Source organism: Limnospira indica PCC 8005, from assembly GCF_000973065.1.
In the GTDB taxonomy this organism is placed as follows: domain Bacteria; phylum Cyanobacteriota; class Cyanobacteriia; order Cyanobacteriales; family Microcoleaceae; genus Limnospira; species Limnospira fusiformis.
This window is the reverse complement of record NZ_FO818640.1, coordinates 5,330,098-5,344,869: the sequence shown is the minus strand read 5'-3', so window position 1 is coordinate 5,344,869 and position 14,772 is coordinate 5,330,098. Positions and strand designations below refer to the sequence as shown.

14 protein-coding genes and 1 pseudogene are annotated in these 14,772 nt (G+C 45.3%); 4 read left to right on the top strand and 11 right to left on the bottom strand.

Features of this window, described 5'->3' with window-relative positions:
* Positions 1-48 precede the first annotated feature (48 nt).
* Positions 49-1,692 carry a class I SAM-dependent methyltransferase gene (locus XZ46_RS23575; RefSeq protein WP_008055017.1) on the bottom strand — a complete coding sequence of 548 codons (1,644 nt, stop codon included), beginning with the start codon at positions 1,690-1,692 and terminating at the stop codon, positions 49-51.
* A 207-nt stretch (positions 1,693-1,899) separates the two neighbouring features.
* Here XZ46_RS23575 and XZ46_RS23570 point away from each other — a divergent pair.
* Positions 1,900-2,295, top strand: a pseudogene (locus XZ46_RS23570) (zinc ribbon domain-containing protein); the annotation flags it as partial.
* Between the two features lie 170 nt (positions 2,296-2,465).
* A complete protein-coding gene (gene ftsH3 / locus XZ46_RS23565; protein WP_006623490.1) occupies positions 2,466-4,268 on the top strand; it encodes an ATP-dependent zinc metalloprotease FtsH3 in 1,803 nt (600 codons plus the stop codon).
* A gap of 431 nt (positions 4,269-4,699) precedes the next feature.
* On the opposite strand, the gene XZ46_RS23560 is transcribed toward ftsH3, so the two are convergent.
* Positions 4,700-6,325, bottom strand: coding sequence for a calcium-binding protein (locus tag XZ46_RS23560; RefSeq protein WP_008055026.1), 1,626 nt, complete (start codon positions 6,323-6,325; stop codon positions 4,700-4,702).
* A 176-nt stretch (positions 6,326-6,501) separates the two neighbouring features.
* Here XZ46_RS23560 and XZ46_RS23555 point away from each other — a divergent pair, with 176 nt between their 5' ends.
* Positions 6,502-7,692, top strand: a complete 1,191-nt coding sequence (locus XZ46_RS23555) for a glycoside hydrolase family 10-like protein (RefSeq protein WP_006669337.1) — start codon at positions 6,502-6,504, stop codon at positions 7,690-7,692.
* Here the strand turns inward: XZ46_RS23555 and tatC are convergent.
* Both tatC and queC read right to left on the bottom strand, forming a co-directional pair.
* Entirely contained in the window at positions 7,648-8,409 is a 762-nt protein-coding gene (gene tatC / locus XZ46_RS23550) for a twin-arginine translocase subunit TatC (protein ID WP_396442691.1), read from the bottom strand. The two genes, XZ46_RS23555 and tatC, sit on opposite strands and share 45 nt — an antisense overlap.
* Before the next feature lie 428 nt (positions 8,410-8,837).
* Entirely contained in the window at positions 8,838-9,518 is a 681-nt protein-coding gene (gene queC, locus XZ46_RS23545) for a 7-cyano-7-deazaguanine synthase QueC (RefSeq protein ID WP_006623486.1), read from the bottom strand.
* Between the two features lie 282 nt (positions 9,519-9,800).
* Between queC and XZ46_RS23540 the strand changes: the two genes are divergently transcribed.
* Positions 9,801-10,325: a DUF4149 domain-containing protein gene (locus XZ46_RS23540; protein ID WP_006623485.1), complete on the top strand. Its 525-nt coding sequence runs from the start codon at positions 9,801-9,803 to the stop codon at positions 10,323-10,325.
* A 174-nt stretch (positions 10,326-10,499) separates the two neighbouring features.
* Here the strand turns inward: XZ46_RS23540 and XZ46_RS23535 are convergent, their stop codons facing one another.
* The 7 genes from XZ46_RS23535 to darG all read right to left on the bottom strand — a co-directional run bounded on the left by XZ46_RS23535 (position 10,500) and on the right by darG (position 14,737).
* Positions 10,500-11,666 carry a cysteine desulfurase family protein gene (locus XZ46_RS23535; protein WP_006670687.1) on the bottom strand — a complete coding sequence of 389 codons (1,167 nt, stop codon included), beginning with the start codon at positions 11,664-11,666 and terminating at the stop codon, positions 10,500-10,502.
* Between the two features lie 10 nt (positions 11,667-11,676).
* Positions 11,677-12,090, bottom strand: a complete 414-nt coding sequence (locus XZ46_RS23530; protein WP_006623483.1) for an HNH endonuclease — start codon at positions 12,088-12,090, stop codon at positions 11,677-11,679.
* Entirely contained in the window at positions 12,083-12,433 is a 351-nt protein-coding gene (locus tag XZ46_RS23525) for a hypothetical protein (protein WP_006623482.1), read from the bottom strand. Before XZ46_RS23525 ends, XZ46_RS23530 begins: the two co-directional genes overlap by 8 nt.
* Positions 12,385-12,681 (bottom strand): hypothetical protein, encoded by a 297-nt coding sequence (locus XZ46_RS38480; protein WP_006623481.1) that lies wholly within the window; start codon positions 12,679-12,681, stop codon positions 12,385-12,387. The genes XZ46_RS23525 and XZ46_RS38480 overlap by 49 nt, the downstream gene beginning before the upstream one ends.
* 158 nt (positions 12,682-12,839) lie before the next feature.
* The gene (locus XZ46_RS23520; protein ID WP_006623479.1) at positions 12,840-13,052 is read right to left on the bottom strand and encodes a DUF5615 family PIN-like protein; all 213 of its coding nucleotides are present in this window, start codon (positions 13,050-13,052) and stop codon (positions 12,840-12,842) included.
* A 107-nt stretch (positions 13,053-13,159) separates the two neighbouring features.
* Positions 13,160-13,501 (bottom strand): DUF433 domain-containing protein, encoded by a 342-nt coding sequence (locus XZ46_RS23515; protein ID WP_006623478.1) that lies wholly within the window; start codon positions 13,499-13,501, stop codon positions 13,160-13,162.
* A 180-nt stretch (positions 13,502-13,681) separates the two neighbouring features.
* Positions 13,682-14,737, bottom strand: coding sequence for a type II toxin-antitoxin system antitoxin DNA ADP-ribosyl glycohydrolase DarG (gene darG, locus XZ46_RS23510; protein WP_008055033.1), 1,056 nt, complete (start codon positions 14,735-14,737; stop codon positions 13,682-13,684).
* Positions 14,738-14,772 lie beyond the last annotated feature (35 nt).

Sequence of the window (14,772 nt, the reverse complement as noted above, 5' to 3'; positions counted from 1 at the left end):
TTCAGTAACTTATAAATAACAGAGAACCGCCGCCAAAATTAACCCTAATTAATGACCGGGAGAAACCCGATAATGATTCAATCTGCTAATTTGCTTAACCAAATGATTCGGTTTAAAGAAATAGCTAGTATAGGCGATTTCGACAGGGCGATCGCAATCATGAACAAACACATCAGTATCACCAGATTTGATAGCCAATTGGGAAGCAATATATATACTTTTCATTCTTCCCGGTGTTTCCGGTGTATATCCCGCTGGACCATCAACTAAAATCCAATCCCATGATATATCATAAATCCAATTAGGTAAATCCAAGGACAAACAATCTTCTCCCCGTTCAAATTTCATCAACAATTCCGCCCAATTTTGTCGCCGAGTTTGGTAATCTATATGATAGGCTTCTAAATCAGCATAGGTATTTTTAACCTGAGTTAACCACCCTTGGCTATCCTCCAAAAATACCGTTTTACCGTGGCGGTTAATATCCATCCATAAACCGCTATCTTTACCCACACCAAAAATTAGCAAATTTCCCGGAGACTGGTGATTAATAATATCAGCAATGTAGCGATATTCTGCCACCGTCATTTGTCCCGGATTATCCGCCACTAACTTATCAATAATTGGATAGTAATAGCCATCATTTTTAACTGAATCTGAATCATGATTTAAAATCCATTGCCATTGTAAATGACTGGGAAGAGTCCAGCTAACAGACGGATCTGGCTGATGAGCAATAGGTTTAACTTTCCCCCGCCAAGCTACCCCCATTATTTGCTTAGTTTGATAAATTGCCACATTCCAACCGCGATCGCGAAAATAATTCCACCCAGCAAACACATCAGGAGAAACCAAATCATGAAACAAAATCAAAGCATCATCCGCCGCCACCTGTTCACAAATTTGAGCATCTAAAAACGGTCCGGGTGCTTCATGATTCCCATCAATAAAAATGAGAGACCAGCGACGATGACAACTCCTAGCAATTTCCGCCACCTTAGCGGGACTGTAACCCGCAATTAACTCAACCCTTTCTGTCACTCCCGCCGCCTGTAAAGCAGAACCCACGCGACTAGCAAAAACGGGATTAGCCAGACCCGGATCAATGACATCGAGAATCACCCCGCCTAAAGCGAGATGACAGGTTGACCAACCCAACCAACAACCAATTTCCAAAGCGGGTTTACCAGCAAATTGTAAAGCGGTATTATATAGAATATGGGCTTCATCTCTAGTAATAAATCCCACCGTAGGGAATTGTTGATCAACGTAGCGATTGTGGGGAATTTCTCGGCGGTGATATTGCCACTTAGAACTAATGTTATCAACCACTAAATTAGGAAAATAGCGATCGCATTTAATTTTCCTCAACCCAGAGGAGACATAATCTCCTGGAGGAAACCATAAATCCTCCCCAGACAGAATTTGTGATAAACCCTGTTGAGCCTTAGTACAATCAGGATTAAGTTCTAGGGCGATACGATAGGCCCTAACCGCCGCCGAGTTTTTATGCTGGGCTTGCAACACTTGACCGAGGATATGATAAGCTCCAAAATGGTGGGGCTGGGTTTTGATGGCCTGATGACAAGCTGCGATCGCCTCAGAGAAACGTCCACAAGCCAGACAAGTTCCCGCCTGCTCATTAAGTCCCAAAACCTCATAACTGGCTGTTAGATTAGCAAAATTCCCCATGAGTTCAGCAATGCGAGTCCAACTGTACAGGTCAATAAGAGCATGATTTCATCTCAAATTAGGTTAACATTTGACGGCAATACAGTACAATACCAAGTATGGGTGCGAGACGTTTAGGAGTGAAATAGGGATGCAATGCCCGAAATAGCCTCCTAGTGGGACTTCCACCCCTTGGTTGATTGGGTCGCATCCCTGGCCATCCCATAACACAGCCGGATTTTTTTGCCCACCTTCGAGACTTCCAATATGGTTGCCAAGGTGAAGCGTCTAATCAGGTCTAAGACTGCCCGCGCCATGCTGACATGGGCGCATTATCGATTCAAACTAACCCTGAGACATCAAGGGGAAATAACTGGAACCACAGTTGTAGATGTGACCGAAGAATACACCAGCAAAACCTGTACTCACTGTGGTCATGTGCATTCCCAGCTAGGTGGCTCAAAAGTGTTCCGATGTCCTGAGTGTGGGTTCACTCTACCCAGGGACTGGAACGGTGCTTTTGGAATCTTTCTAAAAGCTTTGCGGGATACCGCCTCTGTTACCTTAACGGGTAATAGTGCTATCGTCGCATTGTCAGGCAATAGCCGGATAAATGTCGCGTAAATGTATCAGTCGAATATAGGTAATCTGTTCCCAGACCCCGTATTTCTGAAAAATACGTTAAGATTGGTAAACATAATATCAAAGATACCAGAGAATCTGGGATCGACAAAAAATCAGTAGGAGGATAGACCCCCGTGAATAAACGGTGGAGAAACGCGGTCTTATATGCAATGCTGGCTATTGTCGTCATCGCCTTAGCAACGACATTGTTTGACAAACAACCCCAAAGCCGGGAAACCTGGAAATATAGTACCTTTGTCCAGGAAGTCCAACAGAACCGGGTTGAACGAGTGAGTATTAGTGCCGATCGCACTAAAGCCCTAGTTACAGCCCAGGATGGCTCCAAAATCCTAGTAAATCTACCCAATGATCCAGACCTGATCAACATTCTGAGTGAAAACAATGTTGACATTGCGGTACAACCCCAAACCGAGGAAGGACTTTGGTTCAGAGCATTAAGTAGCCTGTTCTTCCCGATTTTGCTCCTAGTGGGCTTGTTCTTCCTATTACGTCGCGCTCAAAACGGACCAGGTAGCCAAGCCATGAACTTTGGTAAATCCAAAGCCAGAGTCCAAATGGAACCCCAAACCCAAGTTACCTTTGGAGATGTAGCAGGTATTGAGCAAGCCAAACTGGAACTGAGCGAAGTAGTAGACTTCCTCAAAAACGCCGATCGCTTCACCGCCATTGGTGCGAAAATTCCCAAAGGCGTGCTATTGGTAGGACCTCCGGGAACCGGAAAAACCCTCCTCGCCAAAGCCGTAGCCGGGGAAGCCGGAGTTCCCTTCTTCAGCATTTCCGGTTCAGAATTCGTGGAGATGTTTGTCGGTGTGGGTGCTTCCCGCGTCCGGGACTTATTCGAGCAAGCCAAAGCCAACGCTCCCTGTATTGTATTTATTGATGAAATTGATGCAGTTGGTCGCCAACGGGGTGCAGGTCTTGGCGGTGGTAACGATGAACGGGAACAAACCCTTAACCAGTTACTGACCGAAATGGATGGGTTTGAAGGCAATACAGGCATTATTATTATTGCTGCTACTAACCGTCCTGATGTACTAGATGCAGCCCTAATGCGTCCGGGAAGGTTCGATCGCCAAGTAGTAGTCGATCGCCCCGACTATTCTGGTCGCTCCGAAATTCTGCAAGTCCACGCCAGAGGTAAAACCCTTGGTAAAGATGTAGATCTCGATAAAATTGCCCGTCGGACTCCTGGTTTTACTGGGGCTGATTTATCTAACCTGTTAAACGAGGCAGCCATTTTAGCCGCCCGCCGCAACCTCACCGAAATCTCTATGGATGAGGTTAATGATGCTATTGATCGCGTCTTAGCAGGTCCTGAGAAGAAAGATCGGGTGATGAGCGAAAAACGCAAAACCCTAGTGGCTTACCACGAAGCTGGTCACGCCTTAGTTGGCGCGTTGATGCCTGACTATGACCCAGTTCAGAAAATCAGTATTATTCCTCGTGGTCGCGCTGGGGGATTAACCTGGTTTATGCCTAGTGAAGATCGCATGGACTCTGGTTTATATAGTCGTTCTTACCTGCAAAACCAAATGGCTGTAGCCCTCGGTGGTCGTTTAGCCGAAGAGATTGTCTTTGGTGAGGAAGAAGTGACTACAGGTGCTTCTAATGACCTTCAGCAGGTTACACGGGTAGCCCGTCAAATGATTACCCGCTTTGGTATGAGCGATCGCCTTGGTCCGGTAGCTCTCGGTCGTCAGCAGGGTAATGTTTTCCTCGGTCGCGATATTATGTCCGAGCGTGATTTCTCCGAGGAAACCGCATCCGCTATTGATGAAGAAGTCCGCGCTTTGGTTGATGAGGCTTATAAACGCGCTCGTCAAGTCCTCGAAGAAAATCGCCCTGTTCTCGATAGTTTGGCAGAAATGCTCATTGAGAAAGAAACCGTTGATTCTGAGGAGTTGCAGGAGTTATTAGCTTCTAGCGATGTCAAAATGGCTGCGATCGCCTAAGCATCCTTTTTAACCCCATTTTTCCTTCATTCACAGGCTATCCACTTTCAGGATAGCCTTTTTTTTCATCGACAATCCATTCCCCCCCAAAACCTACCTACCATCACATAAACTTTACTAATTTATGCAGCCCCATCGATTTGAATTTCCAAAGAACGTTAAGAATTAATACATTTTTATTGAAAATCCCTCGCAAAAAGTTGACGAGATTATAGGGGTTATGCTATCATCTCAGAAATCGATACCAAGGGCTTGCTCTGTCCTTATGCAAACATAAAGGCTACAACCCCGATTATATCGCCAGATAAATTATTCTCTCAGCAAAATATTAAATTCACGATGCACGAGTTTTGAGGCAAAAAGCGATCGCTTTTTTTGTCCCTGTTGACAAAAGCGCCATTATGTGCATACAGTCACTCCCTACTATTTGGCTAGATAAACCTAATCGGTCCATCATCAAGATTAGTGCCATCAAATTGAAGATCTACGACCCCTTCTAAGATAGCAATCAACTCATTTTCGCCGGGAGTCCGACGGAAAATAGCAGTCCCTTGTGGGAGTGGTTGGGGGATATCAGTAGAGAATAAATAATCGTCATTACTCAGTAAGATGACATCAGTAGCGCTGTTAAAATTCAAAATCAAAGCATAGTCAGCCACACCATTAATATCATCATTACCGTTATCGTAAAACGGTCCTTTTTCATTGCCTAATACAAAAGTATCAAAACCTTCTCCCCCAACCAGGGTGTCAATAGTTGTCAGTCCTGGGAAATCAGCGCTAGTATCAACACCAACCAGGAAATCATTACCGCGATCGCCACTTAAATAATCCCTACCTCGACCGCCATAGAGAGTATCATCACCCTGACCCCCATAGAGAGTATCATCCCCATTTCCGCCATAGAGGATATCATTTCCCTGGTTTCCTAGCAGTATATCATCACCCTGGCTACCCAACAGAGTATCATCACCCTTACCCCCATAGAGAGTATCATCACCCGGACCCCCATCTAGGCTATCATTTCCCTGATTCCCAAACAAAAGATCATTACCATTACCACCCAATAAAGTATCATTATCCTCGCCGCCATAGAGCGTATCATTACCATCGCCACCATCTAAGAAATCATTACCTGCTTCTCCAAATAGCAGATCTCGACCAATTCCCCCCAATAGGGTGTCATCATTTAAACCTCCATAGAGGGTATTGTTACCATTTCCGCCATCTAAGAAATCGTTATTTTGACCCCCATATAGGAGATCATTACCCCCACCTCCGATCAGGGTGTCATTCCCGGTAAAACCATAGAGGGTATTATTACCACCCCCACCATAGAGCAAATCATTTCCTTCTGTTCCCAAAATTAAACTATTACCGTCGCCACCCTCAAACACATGATCTGCGCTTGGTAGAGTCGGCGTGGGTGTGGGTTCAGAAGGTGTGGGTTCAGAAGGTGTCGGTGTGGGTTCAGAAGGGGTAGGAGTTGGTGTGGGTTGAGAAGGTGTAGGAGTCGGTGTGGGTTGAGAAGGTGTAGGAGTCGGTGTGGGTGTAGGAGTCGGTGTGGGTGTCGGTGTGGGTGTAGGTGTAGGAGTCGGTGCGGGTGTGGGTGTGGGTGTGGGTGGTGGTGTAGGAATGGGAACCGGAGGCGGCGGTGTCGGTTGAGCAACCGGAGGAGGTGTGGGTTCAAAAGGTGCAGGTGTCGGTTGAGGAATTGGTGGCGCGGGTTCTGGGATAAAAGGGATTTCCTCCTCCTCCTCCTCTCCATTATCGCCATTGTCCCCATTATCGCCATTGTCCCCATTATCGCCATTGTCCCCATTATCGCCATTGTCAACGGGGAGGGTGTCATTATCGCCATTGTCCCCATTATCGCCATTGTCCCCATTATCGCCATTGTCAACGGGGAGGGTGTCATTATCGCTATTGTCAAGGAGTCCGATCTCCGGGTCTTCTTCTTCCTCGCGTATGGATTCCTGATCAATAATATCGGTAAGGTCAGATAATGGTGATATATTTATATCCTGTGCCATTGTGCCAAACCCGAAAGCACTCATCCAACTTACCTCACGATCAATACTGCTAGAGCCATTTTTTTCAGAATAGCATATTCTCTCCGAGAGTCTACCACAAGAAGATGGCAACCGATTCCCAGCCGAAATTTTAATAATTGACGATCATCGTTGATAATTAAGAGTGATTCACCCACAGACACAACTACCCATTATCGGAGATGAGCAAAACACCCTATAGATTCTGGAAACTGTTGATTTCATTGGTGGTAGCTGTTAGTGTTTTTGTGGCGATCGCCATTTCCTCTACTTCTCCAATTCCAGCCAGGTCTGTCACGGAAATCAGGGGAGTTTGGCTAACTAATGTTGACAGTGATATTTTATTTTCAAAATCCGGCTTAACTCAGGCTTTAGACCGCCTACGAAATCTGAATTTTAACACTATTTATCCGACCGTGTGGCAGGGAGGTTATACCCTATATCCTAGCCGTGTAGCTGAGGAGGTTTTTGGTATTTCCCTAGACCCCCACCCCGGATTACAAAAACGAGATATGCTCTCGGAGGTGGTGCGGGAAGGACATAAACGGGGATTAAAAGTTATCCCTTGGTTCGAGTTTGGGTTTATGGCTCCCATTGATTCAGAATTAGCCAAACTTCACCCGAACTGGTTAACACAAACCCAAGATGGTAGTTTCACGAAACCGGGAGGAAATCCTGAGTGGGTGTGGTTAAATCCATTTCATCCCGAAGTACAACAATTCATTTTAAATCTAGTGACTGAAATTGTCAAGAACTATGATATTGATGGCATTCAATTTGATGATCATTTTGGCTTACCTGCTGAGTTAGGTTACGACCCCTTTACGGTCCAACTATTTCAGGATGAACACGGTCAATCACCGCCAGAAAATCCCCTAGATACCTATTGGGTGAGATGGCGAGCCGACCAACTGAATCAGTTTATGGAGAGGGTCTTTTATGGAGTTAAAGCGATTCAAGAAGATTGTCTGATTTCCCTGTCTCCGAACCCCCTACATTTTGCGCTTCCGGCTTATCTTCAGGACTGGTTTACTTGGGAGAGAAAAGGTTGGATTGAACAGTTAGTGCCGCAAATCTATCGTTCTGATATGTCTCATTTTATCAGAGAAATAGAACGAGCAGAAATCGAATTAGCCAAACATCATATTCCGGTTGTCATCGGGATTTTAAGCGGTTTAAACAATCGTCCCACCGCGACCCATATCATAGAAGAACAGGTGATAAATGTACGCGATCGCCATTTTGCGGGAGTATCTTTTTTCTTCTATGAAAGCCTGTGGAATTGGGCGGAAGACCCCCCAGAGGAGCGAGAAAATCGCCTCAAAAAGTTATTTTCCCAGGAGTTTAACCGCTCCCACGCCGCCAAAGTATAAGAAGACAATAGCGCCTCCCAACAAACTTTGAGTCAATGGGTCAGTAGAGGGGGTTAAAAATGCCCCCATAATAGCGGCTCCCATCACCACATATCGCCAGATAGATAACATTTTCTGAGAAGAGACAATACCTAATATCCCCAACAAAATCTGAATAATCGGCACTTGAAATGCGATCGCAGTTACCAACAACAATTTCAGGACAAACTCAAAGTATTCAGAAATTGACCATAGCTGTTCTACCACCTCAGAACCATAATTAATAAAGAACGTCAGAGCCGCCGGAACGATAGCCAGATAAGCAAAAACCAATCCGATTAAGAACAGAAAAGTTGACCCCAGAAAAACCGGACCCAAAAATCGTCGTTCCCGGAGAGTAAGTCCTGGTAAAACGAACTGGATAATCTGAAAAATAATAAACGGACTCGCCACCAGTAAACCGCTATATCCAGCCACTTTCAGGGAGACAAAGAAATACTCTCCCGGAGCCAATTGTAAAAGTTTTACCCCTTGAGCGGGAACCTTTAAAATTTGGACAATTGGTTTAACTGCGATAAAACAAATAACTATCCCAACGACCACAGAAATTAAGGAGTAAAAAATGCGCTGTCTTAATTCTTCCAGGTGGTCAAACAGAGACATTTCTACATCATCAGGAATTTGGTTGAGGTAGTCATCATCATCGGGGGAAATTTGAGGTTCTGGTGGCTTAATCAGAGTGGCTGTTGATGAACTTTTAGCCCTAGTAGAGGTGGCGGGTTGGGAACCATTAACTGAGCCATTCCCGTTCAAGGGTGCTTGACCATTTTTGCCATTAGTATCGGCGGGTCTGGAAACCTGTTGAGGAGTCGCAGCCATAGTCAAGCTATCTGGTTGAATTACGGGAGTTTTTGGGGGAGTGGGGTTCTCAGTTTTGGCAGTCTCTTTCGCCTCCAATTCCGCGCGTAGTTTCTGATTCTCCCGTTCTGTTTCTGCGAGAAGTTGTTTGAGATTGGTAATTCTTTGATGCAGAACAGTCGCCTCTTGACACAGAGCCTCATAAGCATCAGAATTAGGAGATTGTGAAAATTGGTCTTCCATAGAATTAACTGTTAGGGAACTGTTAGGGAGTGTTTGGCGCTATGAACAAGAGAGTTAGTTAGATGTTATCTTTTAGCATAGGAAATGGGATCAGTTAACCCCAAGGCTTCAAAAGCAGCCAGACGCAAACGACAAGCATCACATACCCCACAGGCTTGGGCTTCTCCCCCATAGCAAGACCAGGTATATTCCCAGGGAACCCCTAAACTGTTCCCCAATTGGATGATATCTGTTTTCTTGAGGTCAATTAGGGGAGTGTTGATGGTAATAGCATTACCTTCGCGTCCTTGTTTGGTTCCCAGACGGAACACGGACTGCATGGCGGCGATATAATCAGGGCGACAGTCGGGATATCCTGAGTAGTCTAGTGCATTGACTCCAATATAAATGCGATCGGCTCCGATGGTTTCCCCGTAAGCCAGCGCCAAACTCAGAAAAATGGTGTTTCTGGCGGGGACGTATGTAATGGGGATGGTTGCGGACATTTCCGCCAAAGTGCGATCGCAAGGTAAATCGATGTTATGATCCGTCAAGGCTGACCCTCCCCAACGCTTGAGGTCAAACTCTACCACTTGATGAGCTGCTACCCCCGCCGCCTCGGCAATTTTGGCCGCCGCCTCCAATTCTCGTAGGTGTCGCTGCTGGTAGTTGAAGGACAGTGCATAGCATTCACAGCCATCAGCTTTCGCCTGATACAGCACTGTGGAAGAATCAAGTCCACCAGAGAGTAGAATTACTGCTTTCACGTTATCTCGCCTTTACCCAACTTCATCTTTGTTACTTCAATTATAGAATTAATTGTAACAAAAGTTAATAACAATTACCTAGATCTATGGGCTATGACCCTAAGAGGGGAGCAAATCACCATCTGCTAGGGGATAGAAGGCGATCGCCTTTAGTTAAATTACTACAAACTTCTTAACAATTCTCTGCCGACGGCAAATCGCAAAAATACTTCATATTCACTTCCCCAAAAATTCGCTACACTGGTTAATAAGTAAACGACAAGTTACGAGGTATTATTAATCATGACATTTATACCTAAAGTTCAATACAGTCCCTCCCGCTGGCTAACTCTGGTTCTGATCACCATGGCATTTTGGGTCGGTGGCAGCCTGATTTTGGATGTGGTAATTATGCCAGCGATGTATGTATCTGGGATGATGCAAGAACCTAGTTTTGCCTCCACAGGCGGAATAGTTTTCTCGGCATTTAATCATATGGAAATCCTTTTCGCCGCCTTAGCCTTAACCGGAATGATGGTGTTAGGAATGACTCTACCTGAAGGGTTCAGTAATCGGATTCGTACCCTGACGGTGTTATCTTCTATCTTGTTGGCGATCGCTCTACTGTACACCTACAGCCTCACCCCCCAAATGACTGCCCTAGGGGTGAATTTGAATCTATTTAACCCTGTTGAATCGACTCCAGAGGGGATGAACCAACTACACTTTGGCTATTTAAGTCTGGAATCCTTAAAACTGTTCGCCGCCGGGACTATTTTAGCTTGGTGTTATCATAATCATAATTTTGCTGAAACCATCGAACAGTAATGACCCTAATATTACTATTAGGAATTGACTAGGTTATAACCCGCCAATATATCAGGATTGTAGCCTAGTTTTTTCATGGTTGACGTGATTTATTAGTGGATAATAGCACAGGATATTTGAGGCAAAATAGCCCCTGGGTGAGTGTGGCGTAGTTGAGGGAATTAGGCGATCGCCCTAGGCTTCCATCAACTGGCGGATAGTACCAATAGCACCCGCTAAAATCTCGGCGGCGCGATGAATTTCCGACTCGGTGGTAAATTTGCCAATACCAATTCGCAAGGCTCCTTCCATGGCATTTGGGGATAAAGCGATCGCCCGCAAAACATGGGATGGTGCTTCCACTCCAGAGGAACAAGCCGCCCCCGTAGAAATCGCCAGGCGATCGCGCACTCGTGCTATAATCGCACTATTCGGAACATCTGGAATCGAAATATGCAGATTTCCCGATAAGCGATGATTAATATCTCCATTAACCACCAAACCGGGTATTTTTTCAAGTAGTAAATCCTGTAATTTATCGCGCAAATTAGCAATTCTTGCCTCATCTTCTGCCATTTCCAAACCTCGCAGGCGACAGGCTTCTCCCAACCCCACAATTCCCGGCACGTTGAGAGTACCAGACCTCATTCCTCCTTGATGTCCGCCGCCAAACATCATCGGCTTGAGTGGATAACCTTTTCTAGCCACCAACGCACCGACTCCTTTTGGTCCGTAGAGTTTATGACCAGAAATCGCCAAATAAGTGATTCCCCATTCCTCAAAATTGATAGGTATTTTACCCACAGCTTGGGAGCCATCGCACAAAAAAGCGACCTGGTGAGTTTGGGCAATTTTGCCGATTTCTGCTATGGGATAAATCGTCCCAATTTCGTTATTAGCAGCCATCACACATAACAGAGAAACCCCATCCCGGCACACCTTATCCACGGATTCCAAGTCGATTTGACCCTGTTTATCAACGGACAAATAAGTGATATCAATTAACCCTTGTTTAACTAAAGCCTGACCGGTATCTAAAACGGCTGGATGTTCCACGGGAGAGACGGCAATTCTCGGCAAATATGGGGATTGATGATTAATGATGCTACCTTGAATAGCCAAATTAATGCTTTCAGTAGCGCCAGAAGTAAAGATGATTTCTCTTGGGGAAGCACCGACTAATTCCGCCACTTGTCGCGCCGCTTGGGATACAGCTTTTTGGGTGCGATCGCCATAAATATGGTCTATACTGTTAGCATTCCCAAATTCTACCGTCATATAATGCAGGATTTTCTCAGCCACTCTGGGGTCAACTGGAGTGGTAGCATGGTAGTCGAGATAGATGGGATAAGAGTCAGTCATTGAATATCTATCAAATCAAGTCTGAACTATTATACAATCGCCGTCTTTCGGTCAGCCGATCCTGGGTATTCATTTGAAGCAGTTTAACCGTCGTGCGTCCTTCTGGAGTCACCCCCAAAATTGTCAATTGTTCCCGAGTAAAGTGTTCTATCCACTCCTGGGTTCTAGGATTGAATAGAAAACTGAATTCTCCCGTTTCTGGATCGAAAGAACCCAGATCGCTACCTTTGTGGCGATTGCAACGCCAGCAGGTCAAAGCCAGGTTATTCGCCTCGGTGATACCGCCGTGTTTTTGGGCGATAATATGGTCGATTTCGTGAGAAAAAAATGCAACATTTGCTGGAAGCAAGCAATATTCACAGCGATAATTGGCTCGTTCTTCAACGAAACGGCGAAGTGATGCGCTGATATAGTTTTCACTCATTTACCCGGTTTAAATAATGAAGATTGCCAGCTTTCAGCATAATAATTAGATGTTCGATTTGTTCGTACTCATCCAATTCTTGCTGTTCGGCGGGTGTCAGTTGCCCCGTTTTGCTACGAGATAGCAACGTTTGTAAGCGTTCCTGCATTTCAGGTGTGGGTTTAAAGGCGGCAATTTCTTCGGGAGTGGGTGCGCTGGCGAGAAAATTGAGGATATAGCGATAAATATGGACCGGGAGTGCCGGTTGTTGGAGAAATTGGACCAGAAGTTCGGGCAGGCGATCGCCCATTTGTGTTAACTGTCCTGAAAGTTCATCTGGGACTTCAATGGTAATTCTAGGCATATCGAACCTCCAATCAAATCGTTGCTTGGCAGAGGGGATAACTTCACCTTAACGGAAAACTGCCGGGTGCGATCGCTTTTTTGTAACAACTCATCCTGAGTAAGAGTTTCGCGATCGCCATAAATATGGTCTATACTGTTAGCATTCCCAAATTCTACCGTCATATAATGCAGGATTTTCTCAGCCACTCTGGGGTCAACGGTCGTCGTGGCGTGGTAGTCGAGATAGATAGGGGGAGAGTCAGTCATCAGATATCAAAGGTTTGAGATTACTTCAGTGGGATGTGAATGATTAGGTCTTGAAATTCATTTTCCTCTGCTGCGATCGCAATAAAAATCAACTCTTGAATAACGACCCCAACTTCTGCTTTTGGACGCAAAACAAAAATTCCCGGTATGTGGTGACCTTAGGTTAGATGTTCCGCCAAATGTACTGGCATTGACCGGCGATTGTTCGTCACCAGAACAAACTTGTTGAGTTCGCACCACAACAATATTTCTGGATCTTGAGTCCCTCTGGGTGGAATTCCTGGGTCTCCCACCATCCAAACGGTTAAATCCCGGGTACGACGTAAAATTTGCTCTTGATAGAGAGGAGGTACAGCCTGTTCAGAAATCATCTGATCACCTCTCAAAGTCCCTCTCCCACAGAGGGAGAGGGATTTAGGGTGAGGGCAATGTATTAAGCGACTGGTGAACAAGCTGTAAGTTTTCATCAATTAAGTATTTAATGTTCATGGAAAACTGGCTTTTTTATCCCTCCTTCTGCTTTTAAATTTAAGAGTCTGACCACAGGCGGCGGAGGATTATTATCCTGTTCGCGCTCAGATTTTAGGCAATATTCCAACCAGTTACCCATGTAATTGCTTACGATGTCTCGATGGTGAAGATAGTACAGAATTGTGGCATAAACTTGCTCTAGAGTCAGCGAAGGATAAGTTTTCGCGATTTCCTCAGCCGTGCAACGGCGATAGATGTACTCATAGAGAATCGTTTCAATACCGATTCGGGAGCCTTTGATGCGAATTTCATCAGAGGAGAGAATGTCAAAGTAATCCTGAAGTTGCATTTTGTCTTAACTCAGTTTTCTGCTATTTTAGCTGAAAGGCTAACACTTAGAGGTGAAAAGATGAAAATAATTTTCAGGTTTTGGCATCCAAGTCATAGCATTGATAATTCGCCGTCTGATGACCTGCCGTATTCGGCGATCAATACTTATCCTTGGCTCATTTTTTTGGGGTCATGAACATTATGGGGTTTCGGCATCGCTATTGATATTAAACCAGTTCTGAGTGTGAAGGCGTTCCCAAGCTATTCGCAGATGGTTAGGTTTAAATAGATGGCGCTTGCGATCGCTCCATTCCTGTACTTTTTCAATAGCGCGATCGCAATCGATGGCAGCTTGCGGATCTTCCGTGGCCACCCAGTGAAGGGTTGCCAACATTTCCAGCCCGTAAGGGGTCTCAAATCCTTCAATTAAATCGCTGACTCGTTGCAGGCGCGCGCCCGTATCGGGATGTGCTGATAAAAAGCGATCGGCAGCGTCACGACCCTTTTCTAAGACATACATTGCCGAAGTTTCAGTGCGATCGCCATATCCGCGAATGTAATGACCTTCAATCTTTTGCAAAACATGATTAAGATTGTCTGCATAAGGTCCGAATTGATGTTTGACGTAGCGCAGTCTTAACGGTTCGCCAGCTACTTGCAAAAAATAGGCGAGTTTTTGAATTTCCAGCTTAGTTAAGCGATACCCAGGAATCCCGTACAATTCCAGCAAGCGAATCAATAAAGCACGCCCGATGGTCATTTTAGGGGTAGAGGTAGCCACCGGTATTTGGTCCGCCACCGGTGCGCCAGTCGGTTCAAAAATCATCACCTCAATATCGGGAACTTCCGCAAAAGATTGAACGATGAGAGGCTTAACTGCCGCCCAATCTAAGCCCCCATTTCCGCATCCCAGAGGAGGAATTGCGATCGAGGTAATTTCTAACCGTTTGACTTCCTCAACCAGTGCAATTAATCCCGCTTTGATATCTTCTATTTTAGATTTTCCCTTCCAGTGGCGCTTAGTGGGGAAATTAATGATGTATTTGGGGAATAGCTTATCCGTAGCAACTACAAACATCTGCCCCGGATGGATTCTCTTAGCATCACAAGCTGTTTTATAGGCTCGGAAATTTTCCGGGAACGCCTGCTTAAATTGCAAAGCAATCCCCTTCCCCATGACACCGACACAGTTAACGGTGTTCACCAGGGCATCAGCCTTTTCTGTCAATAGGTTGCCTTGCTTAAAGTGAATCATTGCCGGGAGTTGCTCTTTTGGTCAATGCCTTAATT